This is a genomic window from Streptomyces sp. NPDC015661, assembly GCF_043077765.1.
In the GTDB taxonomy this organism is placed as follows: Bacteria; Actinomycetota; Actinomycetes; order Streptomycetales; family Streptomycetaceae; genus Streptomyces.
Genome location: NZ_JBIBST010000021.1, coordinates 1 through 16,882 on the forward strand (window position 1 = coordinate 1; position 16,882 = coordinate 16,882).

Below are 16,882 nucleotides of genomic sequence, written 5' to 3' on the forward strand. Positions count from 1 at the left end.
GGGCCCTTCCGGCGTTTCCGACTCTATCAGATCCTTTCGGCGTCTGATTCCCAGTCAGGGGGGTTTGTCTTTCCGGCTGTTGGGCCGTTCCGACGAGTGAGACTTTAGCGGATTCCTGCCGTCCGACGCTAATCGGGCGGTGTGCGCTCAAACCTTCGAACGCGGATTCCTCATTTCGCAAAAACGCACGGAAAGCACGACGGCGCGACAAAGCATCGTCAGCTTCGGTGGATCTTGCGGAATGGCTGTCCGGGGCCGACCGGAGTCGGTGCTCACGTCGGACAACTCGGAGAACCTTACGGATCGGGGGGATCCGTGTCAACCCTGGTCCGTGGGCGTTCCTCTGCCCGGGTGACGGAAGGCGTGGCGGTAGTCGCGGGGGCTGGTGCCCAGGTGGGAGGCGAAGTGCTGGCGCATCGTGACCTCGCTGCCGAAGCCGGCGCGGCGGGCCACCTCGGGGAGGGGGTGGTCGGTCCGTTCGAGGAGCTTCTGGGCGGCCGCGACGCGCTGGGTGATGAGCCAGTGGAGCGGGGTGGTTCCCGTCGTGGCCTGGAAGTGGCGGGCGAAGGAGCGGGGGGACATCCCGGCGAGCGCGGCCAGGCTCGCGACCGTGTGGGGATCGGCGAGGTGGGCCAGGGCGTGGGCGCGTACGGCGGCGAGGGCGTCGGCGTCCCGGTCGGCGCGGGGTGTGGGGTGCTCGATGAACTGGGCCTGGGTCCCCGTACGGAAGGGGGCGGTGACCATCGAGCGGGCGACCGTGGCGGCGGCTTCCGCGCCGTGGGCGGTACGGACGAGGTGGAGGCAGAGGTCGATGCCCGCGGCGGTGCCGGCCGAGGTCCAGATGCCGGTGTCCTCGACGAAGAGGGCGTCCGGTTCGACCTGGACGGCCGGGTGGAGGGCGGCCAGGGTGCCCGCCAGGTGCCAGTGGGTGACGGCTCGGCGGCCGTCGAGGAGGCCCGCGCGGGCGAGGACGAAGGCACCGGCGCAGAGCGAGGCGACGGGGATGCCGGCGGTGTGTGCGCGGCGGAGGGCGTCGAGGACGGGGGCCGGGAGCTCGGCGTAGGGGTCCTCGATGCCGGGGACGACGACGAGGTCGGTGGGGGTGAGGTCGTCGAGCCAGGTGAGAGGGCGGTCGGGGGTGAGGGTGAGGCCGCCGCGCAGGGGGATGGGGGTGTGCGGGTCGGCGGCGGTGCGGCGGAGTTCGAAGGGCGGGACGCCGCGGAGGGTGCGGTCGCTGTCCCAGACCTCGGTGATGACGGAGATGTCGAAGGCCCGGACTCCGGGGAAGGAGACGAGGGCGATGCGCTGGGGGCGGGGTGTGGGCTTCCGTGGCACGTCTGGCAGTAAAGCATCGATCGCTGGCATTCGTACCCCTGGGAGCCTGCGGACTCCGGCGGGAGGATCGTTGTCATGGAGATCAACGAGAACGCAGCGCTGGTGGTCATCGACGTGCAGAAGGGCTTCGAGCAGGAGTTCTGGGGGCGCCGGAACAATCCTGAGGCCGAGGCGAACATCGCGGCTCTGATCGACGCCTGGCAGGAGACGGGGCGGCCGGTCGTCTTCGTGCGGCACGACTCGCCCCGCGCGGGGTCGCCGCTGGAGCCGGGGACCGAGGGGAACGAGTTCAAGGACTTCGTGGAGGAGCGGCGGGGGAAGGGGGCCGGCCCCGAGCTGTTCGTGACGAAGTCCGTGAACTCGGCGTTCTACGGGGAGCCCGATCTGGATGCCTGGCTGAAGGGGGCCGGGGTCGAGCAGTTCGTGGTCGTGGGGATCCAGACCAACATGTGCAACGAGACCACCGCCCGGATGGGCGGGAACCTCGGGTACGACGTGCTGTTCCCGCTGGACGCCATGCACACCTTCGACCTGGCCGGGCCGTTCGGGTGGACGCAGAGCGCCGAGGAGCTGACCCGGGCGACGGCGGTGTCGCTGCACGGCGGGCGGTTCGCCCGGGTCGTGACCACGGAGGACGTGCTCAAGGGTGTGACGGCGGCCGCTTAGGTCAGCCGTTGCCGGAGGCGAGCTCGCGGCTGCGGTCGCGGGCCGCTTCCAGGGCGGCGATCAGGGCGGCCCGTACGCCGTGGTTCTCCAGTTCGCGGATGGCGCTGATGGTGGTGCCGGCCGGGGAGGTGACGGCCTCGCGGAGCTTGACCGGGTGCTCGCCGCTGTCGCGGAGCATCACGGCGGCGCCGATGGCGGCCTGCACGATGAGGTCGTGGGCCTGGGCGCGGGGCAGTCCGAGGAGGATGCCGGCGTCGGTCATGGCCTCGACGAGGAAGTAGAAGTACGCGGGACCCGAGCCGGAGAGGGCGGTGGCGGCGTCCTGCTGGGACTCGGGGACGCGGAGGGTCTTGCCGACGCCGCCGAAGATCTCCTCCGTGTGGGCGAGGTGCTCGGGGGTGGCGTGGCTGCCGGCCGAGATGACGGACATGCCCTCGTCGACGAGGACGGGGGTGTTCGGCATGACGCGGACGACGGGGGTGCCGGCGGTGAGGCGCTCCTCGATGAAGGAGGTGGGGATGCCCGCGGCGGCGCTGATGACCAGGCGGTCGGCGGTGACGTGCGGGGTGAGCTCGTCGAGGAGGCGGCCCATGTCCTGCGGCTTGACGGCCAGGATGAGGGTGTCGGCGCGCTTGGCGGCCTCGGCGTTGGTGACGGTCTCGACGCCGTAGCGGGTGCGGAGTTCCTCGGCGCGTTCGGCGCGGCGGGCGGTGACCAGGAGGTTCGCGGGGCGCCAGCCGGCGCGGATCATGCCGCTGAGGAGCGCTTCACCGATCTTGCCGGTGCCGAGGACTGCGACGGTCTGGGTCATGGGTCTGTTCACCTCGCCGGAGGGGGCCTTTTCGACATCCTTTCACCGGTGGGGCCCGGGGTGCGTGGGGTGTCCGAGGGGCGGTCAGGCGGTACGGCGGCGGAGGGTGGCGGCGCCGAGGCCGAGGACCAGGACGGCGCAGCCCGCGACGACGAGGGCGTCGCGCACGAAGTCGCCGGTGACGTCGGGGTGGTGGAGCACCTGGTTCATGCCGTCGACGGCGTACGACATGGGGAGGACGTCCGAGATCGCCTCCAGGGCGGGGGCCATGCGGTCGCGCGGGGTGAACAGGCCGCAGAGCAGGAGCTGGGGGAAGATCACGGCCGGCATGAACTGGACGGCCTGGAACTCGGACGCGGCGAACGCGGAGACGAAGAGGCCGAGGGCGGTGCCGAGGAGGGCGTCGAGGAGGGCCACCAGGAGGAGGAGCCAGGGTGAGCCGATGACGTCGAGGCCGAGGAACCAGAGGGCGAGGCCGGTGGCCAGGAGGGACTGGAGGACGGCGACGAGCCCGAAGGCGAGGGCGTAGCCGGCGATGAGGTCGGCCTTGCCGAGGGGCATGGCGAGGAGGCGTTCCAGGGTGCCGGAGGTGCGTTCCCTGAGGGTGGCGATGGAGGTCACCAGGAACATCGTGATGAGCGGGAAGATGCCGAGGAGCGAGGCGCCGATGCTGTCGAAGGTCCCCGGGCTGCCGTCGAAGACGTAGCGGAGCAGGAAGAGCATCAGGCAGGGGACGAGGAGCATCAGGGCGATCGAGCGCGGGTCGTGGCGCAGCTGGCGCAGGACGCGGGCGGAGGTGGCGAGGGTGCGGTTCGCGTTCACGGTCGGTGCTCCTCGGGGGTCGCTTCCGCGGCGCGGGCGGCTCGGGCTGCTTGGGCGGCTCGGGTGTCGGCCGCGTCCACGAGGTGGAGGAAGGCTTCTTCGACGGTGGCCGTGTCGTTGCGGCGGCGGAGGTCGTCGGGGGTGTCCTCGGCGATGATCTCGCCCTCGCGCATGAGGAGCAGCCGGTGGCAGCGCTCGGCCTCGTCCATCACGTGGGAGGAGACGAGGAGGGTGGTGCCCCGGTCGGCGGCGAGGCGGTGGAAGAGGTTCCAGAGGTCGCGGCGGAGGACGGGGTCGAGGCCGACGGTGGGCTCGTCGAGGACGAGGAGTTCCGGGGTGCCGAGGAGGGCGACGGCGAGGGAGACGCGGCTGCGCTGGCCGCCGGAGAGCCGGCCGGCGAGGGAGTCGGTGTGGTCGGCGAGGTCGACGTCCTGGATGGCCCGGTCGACGGCGGTGCGGCGGTCGTGGCGGTGGGCGCGGCCGGGGAGCAGGACGGCGGCGAAGTAGTCGAGGTTCTGGCGGACGGTGAGGTCGTCGTAGACGGACGGGTCCTGGGTGACGTAGCCGATGCGGGAGCGGAGGGTGGGGTCGCCGGCGGGGCGGCCGAGGACCTGGAGGGTGCCGGCGACCTTGGCCTGGGTGCCGACGATGGCGCGCATGAGGGTGGTCTTGCCGCAGCCGGAGGGGCCGAGGAGGCCGGTGACGCGGCCTGACGGGACGGTGAAGTCGAGGTCCCGCAGGGCGGTGCGGGTGCCGCGGACGACGGTGAGGTGGTGGGCGGTGATGGCTGCGTCTCCGGGCCCGCTCGCCGGATTATTCATCATGCGATGAATAGTGGGCCTGGGGGTGCGGACCGTCAAGGACCTGGACCGTGGGTTCGTATGGGCCCGTGCCGTGCACGTGGTGCGGGCCAGGGCGCGGAACGCGGGGGCGCAGCTGAAGGACGCCGTCCCGTGTGCCCACCCGACCCGTCCCGCCCTGCGGGACGACTGCCCACACGGGGGCGGGTGCCTTACTTGCGCTTCGGCTTCTTGCGCGTCGACGGGTTGCCCGTGCGGGAGGACCGGCGCTTCTCGTACGACGCCACCGCCGCTTCGTGTTCCGCGCGGTGCAGCTTCTCGCCCGGGGCCTCCACGCAGCAGCGGGCCGCGTAGGCGAGGAGGGAGCCGATGAAGCCGATCGCCTTCAGGCTGCGGAGGGCCTCCTCGCGGGCCGGGTCGGCCGGGCGGCGGACGAAGCCCTCCCAGGTCCTGGCGAAGGCGATGGCGCTGCAGATCGCGAACATGAGGACGACGAGCGTGTTGACGATGCCGCCGACGTCGGCGATCTGCAGGCCCTCGTAGGCGAAGCGCAGCACGAAGCAGGCCGCGACGGCGGCCGCGAGCGCGCCGGCGGCGAGGCCGGCGCGGCGCAGCGCGTAGTGGCCGCTGTGGTCGACCCAGGTGGTGCCGAAGAAGCGGATCTCCTCCGGCTGCGGTCCGGCCTTCTGCTGCTCTTCGTCGCTCACGGGGTCGATTATCCCCGGGCGGCGGTGGAAGGGGCTCAGATGCAGCGCGGTGCGACCATCTCGTCGCTGCCCGTGTGCACGTACGCGTCGGAGACGTACTCGCCCGGCGCTATGTTGTCCCAGATGTTCGTCGTGCCGTACGGGCCGCTGATCCACTCGCCGTACTTCTGGCACTGGATCGCGACCGTGGCGCCCAGCGCCAGCACCCGGACGATCGGGTACTTGGTGCTCGGTCCCGAGCGCACGTTGACCCGGTACCCCGGTGCGACCTCGTAGCGCGTGGTCATGGTGTCCTCCCCCTGTGGCACGAACGGTGGCGCAAAAGCGCTCCGCCGAGTTTCACTCTCCGCGACGCGCAGGCTAGCAAGCCCCACCGACATCGCGGGCACCATGGACTAGGCTCCGTGCGTCGCGCATGTGCGCGCGATGTGACGGGGAACCACACGGGGGTGGGCGATGCCACCGTTGCGCGGCACCGATGCCGAACGGTATGCGGAGGAGCCCGAGTACGCGGGCGACTACCGCCTCCAGGCATGTCTGGGGGCCGGCGGCATGGGCGTCGTGCACCTCGCGGCCTCCGCCTCCGGGCTCCGGCTCGCGGTCAAGGTCGTGCACGCACGGTATGCGGAGGACCCCGAGTTCAGGGCGCGTTTCCGCCAGGAGGTCGCGGCCGCACGCCGGGTCAGCGGGGCCTTCACCGCGCCGGTCGTCGACGCCGACCCCGATGCCGTACGCCCCTGGATGGCGACCCTCTACGTGCCCGGCCCCACCCTCGCCGACCAGGTGAAGCGGAACGGCCCGCTGTCCCCGGCCGAACTGCGCCGGCTCACCGCCGGGCTGGCGGAGGCGCTGCGCGACATCCACCGGGCCGGGGTGGTCCACCGGGACCTCAAGCCCAGCAACGTCCTGCTGACCGACACCGGCCCGAAGGTCATCGACTTCGGCATCTCCCGGCCGGTCGACAGCGATCTGCACACGGAGACGGGCAAGCTCATCGGCTCGCCGCCGTTCATGGCGCCCGAGCAGTTCCAGCGTCCGAAGGAGGTCGGGCCGGCGGCGGATGTCTTCGCGCTCGGCTCCGTGCTCGTGCACGCTGCCACCGGGCACGGCCCGTTCGACTCGGACAGCCCGTACATCGTGGCGTACCAGGTCGTCCACGACGAGCCGGACCTGACGGGGGTGCCGACGGACCTGGCGCCGCTCGTCGCCCGCTGCCTCGCCAAGGACCCGGCCGACCGGCCGACCCCGGCCCAGATCATGCGGGCGCTGCTGCCTCCCTCGTACGCGGCCGACGCGTTCATACCGGCACAGCGGCGGCGGCCCGCCCTGCCGGAGGGCGACGGCGGCCCCGCGCCCGCGTGGGACGCGGACACGCCCGTACGGGCCGCCGTGCCGACCCCGCCCCGCCGTCGGCCGCGCTTCGGCGGGCGGATCCGGCCGCGCCCGACGATCGCCGTCGCCGCCGCGCTCGCACTGACCGCGGCGGGCCTGTACGCGGCGCTCAGCCGGCCGGCGCACGACGGGCCCGCGGCCCCCACGCGCCCTGAGGAGGTGGCCACCGCCTTCGCCGGCTGGCACACCGCGCTCCAGAAGCACGGGCAGGCGGCCGCGCCCGCCTGCACCCACGACGCGGGCGCGCTGTACTGCGCGGCCCGGGGCGTCGGCATGGCCCGGCTCGACCCGGTGACCGGGCAGGTCCTCTGGTCGCGGACCGCGCCCGTCGAACAGGGGCCCCAGGACGCCCCCGTACTCCTCGCGGACGGCCTGGTCGGGGCCGCCGCCCCGACGGCTCCCCTGCAGGCGTACGCGGCCGGGGACGGAGCCCCCGGCTGGGCCGCCGGGACGGAGCTCCCCGAGGCGTACCGGCCGGCCGGCTCCGCCGTCGTCCTCTCCGACGGCGTCGGCGGCATCCGGGCGGTCGACGCCCGGAGCGGCAAGGAGCTGTGGCGGCACGGTCTGACCGGCTTCGGGGTGCCGCGCCCCGGACCGTACGACGCGCCCTCCGGGCTGCTCACGGTCTCCGAGGCCTCGGGGGACGCGGCGCACACCCGGGTCGGCGCGGTCCGGCCCGCCACCGGCGAGGTGGTCCGGCAGTGGAACCTGGACGGCAACCTCGCCCCGCTGGGCCGCACCGGGGACGGCACGCTGGTCCTCGCGGCGTTCTACGGCGCGGACGCGTCGCTGGTCGACGCCCTCGTCCTCCTGGGGCCGGACGGCGACGACAGCGCCGTCCGCAGGCTCTCCCTGCCCTACCGCATGGACCTGCGGGGCATCGCCGTGAGCGGCGCCGTCGTCCATCTGCTCGACGCGAACGGGCATCTCACCGCCTTCGACACCGCCGCGCCGAAGGGCCGGGTGCTGTGGGAGCTGGAGACGGCCGCGGGCAATGTCTCCGCGCCGGTCCTCGGACCGGGCGACCGGCTGTACTTCTCCGTGCAGGACGGCCGGCTGCTCGCCGTCGACACCGCGCGCGGGGCGATGATCGGCCAGACCAGGCCGCGGATGCAGAACGGCCGCCTCGGGTACGCGCCTCTGGTGCCCGCGCCCGTCGTCGCCGGGGACCGGGTGTTCGGGACGGCGCCGGACGGCTCCGTGTTCGCGGTGGACGCGCGCGATCCGGCGTCCTGGTGAGCGCCTGAGGAAGTACGTACGACGAAGGGGAGCGGGTTCGAGAACCCGCTCCCCTTCGTCGTGGTACCGCGCCGGGCTCAGCCCAGCTTCGTCACGTCCCGGACCGCGCCCTTGTCGGCGCTCGTCGCCATCGCCGCGTACGCCCGCAGCGCCGCCGACACCTTGCGCTCCCGGTTCTTCGGCGCGTACACGCCGCCGAGGGCCGCGCGGCGGGCCGCGAGGGTCTCGTCGTCGACGAGCAGCTCGATCGAGCGGTTCGGGATGTCGATGCGGATGCGGTCGCCGTCCTCGACGAGCGCGATCGTGCCGCCCGAGGCCGCCTCCGGCGAGGCGTGGCCGATGGAGAGGCCGGAGGTGCCGCCCGAGAAGCGGCCGTCCGTGACGAGGGCGCAGGTCTTGCCCAGGCCCCGGCCCTTGAGGAAGGAGGTCGGGTAGAGCATCTCCTGCATGCCGGGGCCGCCGCGCGGGCCCTCGTAGCGGATGACGACGACGTCGCCGTCCTTGACCTGCTTGTTCAGGATCTTCTCGACGGCCTCCTCCTGCGACTCGCAGACGACGGCCGGGCCCTCGAAGGTCCAGATCGACTCGTCGACGCCGGCGGTCTTCACGACGCAGCCGTCGACGGCGAGGTTGCCGTGCAGGACGGCGAGGCCGCCGTCCTTGGAGTAGGCGTGGCCCGCGTCGCGGATGCAGCCGTTCGCGGCGTCCGTGTCGAGGGTGTCCCAGCGCTCCGACTGGGAGAAGGCGGTCGCCGAGCGGACGCAGCCGGGGGCCGCGTGCCACAGCTCGACGGCCTCCTCCGAGGGGGAGCCGCCGCGCACGTCCCAGGCCTCCAGCCACTCCTTGACGGAGGGCGAGTGGACGGAGCGGACGTCCTCGTTCAGCAGGCCGGCGCGGTAGAGCTCGCCGAGGATGGCCGGGATGCCGCCCGCACGGTGCACGTCCTCCATGTAGTACGTGCGGTCCTTGGCGACGTTCGGGGCGACCTTGGCCAGGCAGGGCACCCGGCGCGAGACCTCGTCCATGTCCGGCAGGCCGTAGTCGAGCTCGGCCTCCTGGGCGGCGGCGAGCAGGTGCAGGATCGTGTTGGTGGAGCCGCCCATGGCGATGTCGAGCGCCATCGCGTTCTCGAAGGCCCCGCGGGTCGCGATCGAGCGCGGCAGGACGGAGTCGTCGTCCTCGTCGTAGTAGCGACGGGTGATGTCGACGACCGTGCGGGCCGCGTTCTCGTACAGCGCCCTGCGGGCGGTGTGGGTGGCGAGGACGGTGCCGTTGCCGGGGAGGGAGAGGCCGATGGCCTCGGTCAGGCAGTTCATCGAGTTGGCGGTGAACATGCCGGAACAGGAACCGCAGGTCGGGCAGGCGTTCTCCTCGATGCGGGAGATGTCCTCGTCCGAGATGTTCGGGTTCACGGCGTCGGAGATCGCGTCGACCAGGTCGAGCGTGCGGACCGAGCCGTCGACCAGGGTGGCCCGGCCGGACTCCATCGGGCCGCCGGAGACGAAGACCGTCGGGATGTTGAGGCGGAGGGCCGCCATCAGCATGCCGGGGGTGATCTTGTCGCAGTTGGAGATGCAGATCAGGGCGTCGGCGCAGTGCGCCTCGACCATGTACTCCACGCTGTCCGCGATCAGGTCGCGGGAGGGCAGGGAGTAGAGCATGCCGCCGTGGCCCATGGCGATGCCGTCGTCGACGGCGATCGTGTTGAACTCGCGGGCGATGCCGCCGGCGGCGGTGATGGCCTCGGAGACGATCCGGCCGACCGGCTGGAGGTGGGTGTGGCCCGGGACGAACTCGGTGAAGGAGTTGGCGACGGCGATGATCGGCTTCCGGCCGATGTCCGCGCCGGGTACACCGGAGGCGCGCATAAGGGCGCGTGCGCCCGCCATGTTGCGGCCGTGGGTGACTGTGCGGGACCTCAGCTCGGGCATCGTCGCTCGCTCCTCGTGATGGGTGTGCTTGCTTTCGAGCGTACGCCGACGCTCCAAGATCTGGACAGGCCGTCCGAAATGCGGGACGAGTGTTCAGGCCTCGGACGGTCGGGCGGCCGGTTCGGTCGGGCTCCGCGCGGCCTGGTCGGGCTTCCGGCGGCCCCGTTCAGGCTTCCGTCAGGTAGCGCTGGAGGGTCGGGGCCACCTGTTCGACGATCCGCTCCGGGTCCGCCGAGGCCAGCGGCTCGACCTGGATCACGTACCGCATGATCACGATCCCGATCATGTGGGAGGCGGCCAGCTCCGCGCGGAAGCCCGGGTCCGGCACGTCGAGCTCGGCCGCGATCCGCTCCAGGAGCCGCCGCAGCACGAAGGTCCGCAGCACCTTGGCCGCCGCCTCGTGGGTGAGCGCGGAACGCACGATCGCGAGGAGCGGGGCGCGGGAGGCCGGGTTCTCCCAGACACCGATGAAGAAGCGCGCGAGCCGTTCGCCGATGGCCTCGCGGGGGCCGCCGAGGATCGCCGGGATGACCGCCGTGGGCTCGAAGGAGACCTCGATGGCGGCGGCGAAGACCTCGTCCTTCGTCCCGAAGTAGTGGTGGACGAGCGCCGGGTCCACCCCGGCGGCCTTGGCGATGCCGCGCACCGAGGCCTTGTCGTAGCCGCGCTCGGCGAACTGGGCGCGGGCCGCCTCCAGGATGCGTGTCCGCGCGTCCGGACCGCTCTCCTCCTCGGTACGGGACGGGCGGCCGCGCCGGCGCGGGGCCGGGTCGGTCATGGGCGGGGGGCCCGTTCGGTCGGGCGGGGCCCCTCGGCGGAGCGGGTGGCGGCCGAGGCCAGGTGAAGACGGGTGAAGGCGAGGGCCTCGGCGAGGTCGGCCTCGCGTTCGGCGGCTGACATCGCGCGCCGGGTGTTGACCTCGATGACGACGTGCCCGTCGAAGCCGGTGAGCGCGAGCCGCTCCAGGAGCTCGGCGCAGGGCTGGGTGCCGCGCCCCGGGACGAGGTGCTCGTCCTTGGCGGAGCCCTTGCCGTCGGCGAGGTGGACGTGGCCGAGCCGGTCGCCCATGCGGTCGATCATCGCGAGGGCGTCCGTGCGGGCGGTCGCGGTGTGCGAGAGGTCGACGGTGAAGTGCCGGTAGTCGTCCTTGGTGACGTCCCACTCGGGGGCGTACGCGAGCATCTCGCGGTCCTTGTACCGCCACGGGTACATGTTCTCGACGGCGAACCGGACGTCCGTCTCGTCCGCCATCCGCCAGATGCCGGTCACGAAGTCCTTGGCGTACTGGCGCTGCCAGCGGAACGGCGGGTGGACGACGACCGTCGACGCACCGAGCCGCTCGGCGGCCGACTGCGCGCGCTGGAGCTTGACCCACGGGTCGGTGGACCAGACACGCTGGGTGATGAGGAGGCAGGGGGCGTGCACGGCCAGGATCGGGACCTGGTGGTAGTCGGAGAGCCGGCGCAGCGCCTCGATGTCCTGGCTGACCGGGTCGGTCCACACCATGACCTCGACGCCGTCGTAGCCGAGGCGCGCGGCGACCTCGAAGGCCGTCGCCGTGGACTCCGGATAGACCGAGGCCGTCGACAGGGCGACCTTCGCATCCGGGATGCGCACCACTGGTTCTGCCACGGGGAACAGCGTACGGGGCGGGCCGGGGGGCCGGAGGGTGGTTCCGGTCACGCCCGGCCCCTGCCTCGTACGGCCCGTCAGTGCTCCGGCAGGTGGTCCAGGCGGCGCAGGATGACGCCCTCGCGCAGGGCCCAGGGGCAGATCTCCAGCTCCTCGACGCCGAGCAGGTCCATCGCCCCCTCCGCGACGAGCGCGCCCGCGAGGACCTGGCCGGCGCGGCCCTCCGAGACGCCGGGGAGGGCGGCCCGCTGGGGCACGGTCATCGCGGCGAGGCGCGGCACCCACTCCTCCAGGGCCTTGCGGGACAGGATCCGCTGGACGTAGAGGCCCTCCCCCGAGCCGGGCGCGCCCGCGATCCTGGCGAGCTGCTTGAAGGTCTTGGAGGTGGCGACGACGTGGTCGGGGCGGCCGAAGCGGCTGAACTCGCCGACCGTACGGGCGATCTGCGCGCGCACATGGCGGCGCAGGGCCTTCACGTCGTCGGTGTCGGCCGGGTCGCCGGGCAGCCAGCCCGCCGTGAGGCGGCCGGCGCCGAGGGGCAGGGAGACCGCCGCGTCCGGGTCCTCGTCGATGCCGAAGGCGACTTCGAGGGAGCCGCCGCCGATGTCGAGGAGGAGGAGCTTCCCGGCGGACCAGCCGAACCAGCGGCGGGCGGCGAGGAAGGTGAGCCGGGCCTCCTCCTCGCCGGTGAGGACCTGGAGGTCGACCCCGGTCTCGTCCTTCACGCGCGCGAGGACCGCGTCGGCGTTGCTGGCCTCGCGGACGGCGGAGGTCGCGAAGGGCAGCACCTCCTCGCAGCCCTTGTCCTCGGCGGCCAGGAGCGCGTCCCGCACGACCGCGATGAGCCGCTCGACGCCGCCGGGCGCGATGGCGCCCCGCTCGTCGAGCAGCTCGGCGAGGCGCAGCTCCGCCTTGTGCGAATGGGCGGGCAGCGGCCGGGCGCCGGGGTGGGCGTCCACCACCAGCAGGTGCACTGTGTTCGAACCGACGTCGAGGACTCCGAGTCTCATGGGCGGAACGCTACTGCTCCGACCCGCATACGCTTGGTGTTGTGCCAAAGACGAAGAAGGCGAAGCCGGACAAAGAGAACGACGGCTTGCGCGTGAAGGACGCCAGGACCGCGCACGCGGCGAAGGCCGTGAAGGCGGTCAAGGTCGGGAAGCAGAAGCGGGGCAAGGCCGAGGAGCCCGACGAGAAGGGCCTCGACTTCGCGCGCGCGTGGGTCGAGTTTCCCGATCCGGCCGACGAGGAGCAGGTCTTCCGCTGTGACCTGACCTGGCTGACCTCCCGCTGGACCTGCATCTTCGGGAACGGCTGCCAGGGCATCCAGGAGGGGCGCGCCGACGACGGCTGCTGCACGCTGGGCGCGCACTTCTCCGACGAGGACGACGAGAAGCGGGTCGCCGGGCACGTGGCGCGGCTGACGCCCGAGCTGTGGCAGTTCCACGACGTCGGTACCGAGTCGGGCTGGGTGCAGCTCGACGAGGACGGCGACCGGCAGACCCGCCGCTGGGAGGGCTCCTGCATCTTCCAGAACCGGCCGGGCTTCGCGGGCGGCGCGGGCTGCTCGCTGCACATCCTGGCCATGAAGGAGGGCCGGGAGCCGCTGGAGACGAAGCCGGACGTGTGCTGGCAGCTGCCGGTGCGGCGGACGTACGACTGGATCGACCGGCCCGACGACAGCAAGGTGCTCCAGGTGTCGATCGGCGAGTACGACCGGCGCGGCTGGGGTCCGGGCGGTCACGACCTGCACTGGTACTGCACGACGGCGTCGTCGGCGCACGTCGGCGCTGAGCCGGTCTACGTCTCGTACCGGCCGGAGCTGGTCGAGATGATGGGCGAGGAGGCGTACGGGGTCCTGGCGGAGCTGTGTGAGGCGAGGCTCGCCTCGCAGCTGCCGCTCGTGGCCCCGCATCCGGCGGACCCCGTCGCCTAGGGGGCTTCTCGATCACGCCGCGGGCCCGGCCTGATCGGCACGACGCCCCCTGGGCCGTGTGCCGGGCGTCGCGGGCCGGGCGGGACTTTCCGGGTACGGCCTAGGACGGCGACGGGGGTGGTTCCTCCGTCGACGGTGGGGGCGTGCCCGGGTCCGAGCTCGTGGGCGGGGGGTCCTCGGTCGTCGGCGGCGGGGTGGTCGGCTCGGTCGTCGGCGGCGTGGTCGGTTCCGTCGTCGGCGGGGTCGTGGGCGGCTCGGTCGGTTCCGTCGTCGGCGGAGTCGTGGGCGGCTCGGTCGGCTCGGTCGTCGGCGGGGACGTCGGCGGGGTCGTCGGTTCCGTCGTCGTGACCGGCGGGGGCGTGATGACCCGGCCGGTCGGCGGCTTGGCCGGACGGTAGCCGTCGATCCTCACCTCCGCGCCCGAGGGGTTCACCCCCACGCGCGCGCTCCAGGAGCCGACGGGTTCGCGGGCGTGGTCGACGCGGACGGCGATCGTGATCTTCTCGCCGGGGCGGAGCGTGCCGGAGGCCCGGCTCACGTACAGCCAGGGGGCGTCCGTCCACAGCGCCCAGTCGACGGGCGAGCCGCCGGAGGCGGTGAGCGTGAGCAGGGTGAGGTCGCCGCGGCCGGTGGCGGCGACCGTGATCCAGCCGGCGTCGGGTTCGCCGGGCCGGGCCGTCCGGGTGGGGCCGCCGGGGCTGACGACCTCGACGGAGACGTCGGGGGCGCGGCTGCCCTGGGTGAAGCGGGGCTCGGGGGTGGTGCGGGCGTTCCCCGCGTTCTCGTAGCGGTCGCCGTCCGGGCCCACCGGTTCGTCCGCCTCGCGCGCGCTGATCCTGGCCCCCTCGTGGCCCGCGGTGTCGGCGGCCGGGGTGCCCCGGTAGGAGGTCCACAGGGCCAGGACGGGGGCGGCGACCACGGCGGCGACGACCGTGGTGGTCACCGCGCGGGCCCGCATCCGGTCGCGGCGGGCGACATGGTCCTTGGGGTCCATGGGAAAGCCGGTCGGCGCGAAGCGCGGGGCGCCGGCACGCGCGCGCGGGACGTGCAGCATCGCCATGTACGCGGCGGCCCTGGGCGCCTCGACGAGCGGCAGCCGGTCCGCGGGGAGGGCCGAGGCGCCCGGCCAGGGGCCCGCGGCGCCGACGCGCTCGGCGGCGCGGCGGCAGCGGGGGCAGTCGTCGACGTGCCGGACGAGCTCGGCGCGCAGGGCGGCCGAGAGGAGCACCCGGTGGTCGCCGGTGAGCCGGGCGACGGTGGGGCAGCTGCCGGTGTCGACGACGGCGAGGGCGGCGCGGGTGCGCTCGACCTCGCAGCCGGCGGTGGCGAGGAGTTCGCGGGCGGCGAGCGGGTCGAGGGAGAGCACGGCGGCGACCTGGCGGTGGCTGAGGCCGTGCCGCACGGCGAGCTCCAGGGCCTCGCGCTGCTCGGGCGTGGTGCCGGCGGCCTCGGGCCAGGCGAGCAGGGCGAGCTCGGCGCGGCGGCGCTCGGCGGTCTCCTCGGAGACCCGGGGCGGCTCGGGGGCGGTGACGGCGGGGCGGCCGGTGTGGGCGCCCTGGCGCTTGCGGCGCTGCTCGCCGAGGCTGCGCAGGCAGGCCCAGCGGGCGAGGGCGTACAGCCAGGCGGTGCGACCGTCCTCGTCGGAGGGGCAGCGGCCGTGGTGGCGCTCGGCGACGGCGAGGACGTCGCCGAGGACGGCGGTGGCCGTGTCGTGGTCGCAGAGCACGGAGAGGCAGTACGTGAAGAGGCCGTCGAGGGCGGCCTCGTAGCGGGCGGGGGGACGCCGGCCGAGCGTGCGCGGTCCCTGGTCCGTGGCGCGGTGCGCCCGGTGTGCGCCGGTGGTGCGTCCGTGGGATTCCAGCCTGCTGCTCGTCACTGGGCGACCGTAGGCAGGGCGGGGGGCACTCTTCGTACCGGTTGCTCCATTCTCATTCTTACGGGTGAAGGTATCGCTCGAAAGGGGACAGGAACCCGGCGTTCCGGTGCCGTGGGGCCGCCCCTGTGGACGGTCCGGGCCCGTTGTCGGTGGGGGCGGATACGGTGTCGCTCATGGCTGCCCGTACGAAAACCGCCAAGGACCGGCCGTCCTACCGCTGCACCGAGTGCGGCTGGCAGACGGCCAAGTGGCTCGGCCGCTGCCCCGAGTGCCAGGCCTGGGGGACGGTCGAGGAGTACGGCGCGCCCGCCGTCCGGACGACCGCGGCGGGGCGCGTCTCCTCCGCCGCGCTGCCCATCGGCCAGGTCGACGGCCGGCAGGCGACCGCCCGCTCGACCGGCGTCGACGAGCTGGACCGGGTCCTCGGCGGGGGCCTGGTGCCCGGCGCCGTCGTGCTGCTCGCGGGCGAGCCCGGCGTCGGCAAGTCCACGCTCCTGCTCGACGTGGCGGCCAAGGCGGCGAGCGACGAGCACCGCACGCTGTACGTGACGGGCGAGGAGTCCGCGAGCCAGGTCCGGCTGCGCGCCGACCGGATCAACGCGCTCAGCGACCATCTGTACCTGGCGGCCGAGACCGATCTGTCCGCCGTCCTCGGGCACCTCGACGCCGTGAAGCCCTCCCTGCTGATCCTGGACTCGGTGCAGACCGTCGCCTCCCCCGAGATCGACGGCGCGCCCGGCGGCATGGCCCAGGTCCGCGAGGTCGCGGGAGCCCTCATCCGGGCCTCCAAGGAGCGCGGCATGGCGACGCTCCTCGTCGGTCACGTCACCAAGGAGGGCGCCATCGCGGGCCCCCGGCTCCTGGAGCACCTGGTGGACGTCGTCCTGAGCTTCGAGGGCGACCGGCACGCGCGGCTGCGCCTGGTCCGGGGCGTGAAGAACCGGTACGGGGCGACCGACGAGGTCGGCTGCTTCGAGCTGCACGACGAGGGCATCACGGGGCTCGCCGACCCCTCCGGGCTCTTCCTGACCCGGCGTGACGTGGCGGTGCCCGGCACCTGTCTGACGGTCACCCTGGAGGGCAAGCGGCCGCTGGTCGCCGAGGTGCAGGCGCTGACGGTCGACTCGCAGATCCCCTCGCCGCGGCGGACGACCTCGGGCCTGGAGACCTCCCGGGTCTCGATGATGCTGGCGGTCCTGGAGCAGCGCGGCCGGATCAGCGCGCTGGGCAAGCGGGACATCTACAGCGCGACCGTCGGCGGCGTGAAGCTCACCGAGCCCGCCGCCGACCTGGCGATCGCGCTCGCGCTGGCCTCCGCCGCGAGCGACACCCCGCTGCCGAAGAACCTGGTCGCGATCGGCGAGGTCGGGCTCGCGGGCGAGGTGCGGCGGGTGACGGGGGTGCAGCGGCGGCTCGCCGAGGCGCACCGGCTCGGCTTCACGCACGCGCTGGTCCCCTCGGACCCGGGGAAGGTGCCGGCGGGGATGAAGGTGACGGAGGTGGCGGACGTGGGGGAGGCGCTGCGGGTGCTGCCGCGGAGCCGCAGGGCGAAGGCCGTGGAGGAGGCGCCCGGCCGCTGAATGAGGACCCGGCCCGTGGGGGAAGGAGCAGGACGGGGAGCCGTTCCGGCGGAGGCCGTGCCCACCTGTTCCGCCCCGGCGGAACGCACGCCCACAACCCCCGCGGGGTGGTGTCGCTAGACTTTGCCCTGGTCTCGCCCATCCGTACGAGCCGG

Annotated in this window: 15 protein-coding genes; 4 read left to right on the forward strand and 11 right to left on the reverse strand. The window is 73.5% G+C overall.

The window, feature by feature from the left end; all coding sequences use genetic code 11:
* Window positions 1-318: 318 nt before the first annotated feature.
* Complete coding sequence (locus ACF07V_RS36890) at window positions 319-1,365, reverse strand: GlxA family transcriptional regulator (protein ID WP_392160248.1); 1,047 nt, start codon at window positions 1,363-1,365, stop codon at window positions 319-321.
* A gap of 45 nt (window positions 1,366-1,410) precedes the next feature.
* Here ACF07V_RS36890 and ACF07V_RS36895 point away from each other — a divergent pair, with 45 nt between their 5' ends.
* Complete coding sequence (locus ACF07V_RS36895) at window positions 1,411-2,001, forward strand: cysteine hydrolase family protein (RefSeq protein ID WP_392160250.1); 591 nt, start codon at window positions 1,411-1,413, stop codon at window positions 1,999-2,001.
* A 1-nt stretch (window position 2,002) separates the two neighbouring features.
* Here ACF07V_RS36895 and proC read toward each other — a convergent pair whose 3' ends face one another.
* The 5 genes from proC to ACF07V_RS36920 form a co-directional block, all read right to left on the reverse strand.
* On the reverse strand, window positions 2,003-2,812 hold the full coding sequence (gene proC, locus ACF07V_RS36900; protein ID WP_392160252.1) for a pyrroline-5-carboxylate reductase: 810 nt from the start codon (window positions 2,810-2,812) through the stop codon (window positions 2,003-2,005).
* 84 nt (window positions 2,813-2,896) lie between these two features.
* Window positions 2,897-3,634 carry an ABC transporter permease gene (locus ACF07V_RS36905; protein ID WP_392160254.1) on the reverse strand — a complete coding sequence of 246 codons (738 nt, stop codon included), beginning with the start codon at window positions 3,632-3,634 and terminating at the stop codon, window positions 2,897-2,899.
* Window positions 3,631-4,455, reverse strand: coding sequence for an ABC transporter ATP-binding protein (locus ACF07V_RS36910; protein ID WP_392160396.1), 825 nt, complete (start codon window positions 4,453-4,455; stop codon window positions 3,631-3,633). Before ACF07V_RS36910 ends, ACF07V_RS36905 begins: the two co-directional genes overlap by 4 nt.
* Before the next feature lie 191 nt (window positions 4,456-4,646).
* The gene (locus ACF07V_RS36915) at window positions 4,647-5,141 is read right to left on the reverse strand and encodes a hypothetical protein (RefSeq protein ID WP_392160256.1); all 495 of its coding nucleotides are present in this window, start codon (window positions 5,139-5,141) and stop codon (window positions 4,647-4,649) included.
* A 35-nt stretch (window positions 5,142-5,176) separates the two neighbouring features.
* On the reverse strand, window positions 5,177-5,521 hold the full coding sequence (locus ACF07V_RS36920; protein ID WP_392160398.1) for an SH3 domain-containing protein: 345 nt from the start codon (window positions 5,519-5,521) through the stop codon (window positions 5,177-5,179).
* 76 nt (window positions 5,522-5,597) lie between these two features.
* On the opposite strand from ACF07V_RS36920, the gene ACF07V_RS36925 reads away from it, so the two are divergent.
* Window positions 5,598-7,772, forward strand: a complete 2,175-nt coding sequence (locus ACF07V_RS36925) for a protein kinase (RefSeq protein ID WP_392160258.1) — start codon at window positions 5,598-5,600, stop codon at window positions 7,770-7,772.
* Window positions 7,773-7,849: 77 nt separating this feature from the next.
* On the opposite strand, the gene ilvD is transcribed toward ACF07V_RS36925, so the two are convergent.
* From ilvD to ACF07V_RS36945, 4 genes are all read right to left on the reverse strand, one after another.
* A complete protein-coding gene (gene ilvD / locus ACF07V_RS36930; protein ID WP_392160260.1) occupies window positions 7,850-9,703 on the reverse strand; it encodes a dihydroxy-acid dehydratase in 1,854 nt (617 codons plus the stop codon).
* 166 nt (window positions 9,704-9,869) lie between these two features.
* Entirely contained in the window at window positions 9,870-10,481 is a 612-nt protein-coding gene (locus tag ACF07V_RS36935; RefSeq protein ID WP_392160262.1) for a TetR family transcriptional regulator, read from the reverse strand.
* On the reverse strand, window positions 10,478-11,335 hold the full coding sequence (locus ACF07V_RS36940) for a sugar phosphate isomerase/epimerase family protein (protein WP_392160263.1): 858 nt from the start codon (window positions 11,333-11,335) through the stop codon (window positions 10,478-10,480). Before ACF07V_RS36940 ends, ACF07V_RS36935 begins: the two co-directional genes overlap by 4 nt.
* 77 nt (window positions 11,336-11,412) lie before the next feature.
* A complete protein-coding gene (locus ACF07V_RS36945; RefSeq protein ID WP_392160265.1) occupies window positions 11,413-12,345 on the reverse strand; it encodes a Ppx/GppA family phosphatase in 933 nt (310 codons plus the stop codon).
* A gap of 128 nt (window positions 12,346-12,473) precedes the next feature.
* Between ACF07V_RS36945 and ACF07V_RS36950 the strand changes: the two genes are divergently transcribed.
* The gene (locus ACF07V_RS36950) at window positions 12,474-13,271 is read left to right on the forward strand and encodes a hypothetical protein (RefSeq protein ID WP_392160400.1); all 798 of its coding nucleotides are present in this window, start codon (window positions 12,474-12,476) and stop codon (window positions 13,269-13,271) included.
* Between the two features lie 100 nt (window positions 13,272-13,371).
* Here ACF07V_RS36950 and ACF07V_RS36955 read toward each other — a convergent pair whose 3' ends face one another.
* Window positions 13,372-15,147, reverse strand: coding sequence for a hypothetical protein (locus ACF07V_RS36955; RefSeq protein ID WP_392160267.1), 1,776 nt, complete (start codon window positions 15,145-15,147; stop codon window positions 13,372-13,374).
* A 173-nt stretch (window positions 15,148-15,320) separates the two neighbouring features.
* On the opposite strand from ACF07V_RS36955, the gene radA reads away from it, so the two are divergent.
* Window positions 15,321-16,727, forward strand: coding sequence for a DNA repair protein RadA (radA, locus tag ACF07V_RS36960; protein ID WP_392160269.1), 1,407 nt, complete (start codon window positions 15,321-15,323; stop codon window positions 16,725-16,727).
* The last annotated feature ends 155 nt before the right edge of the window (window positions 16,728-16,882 follow it).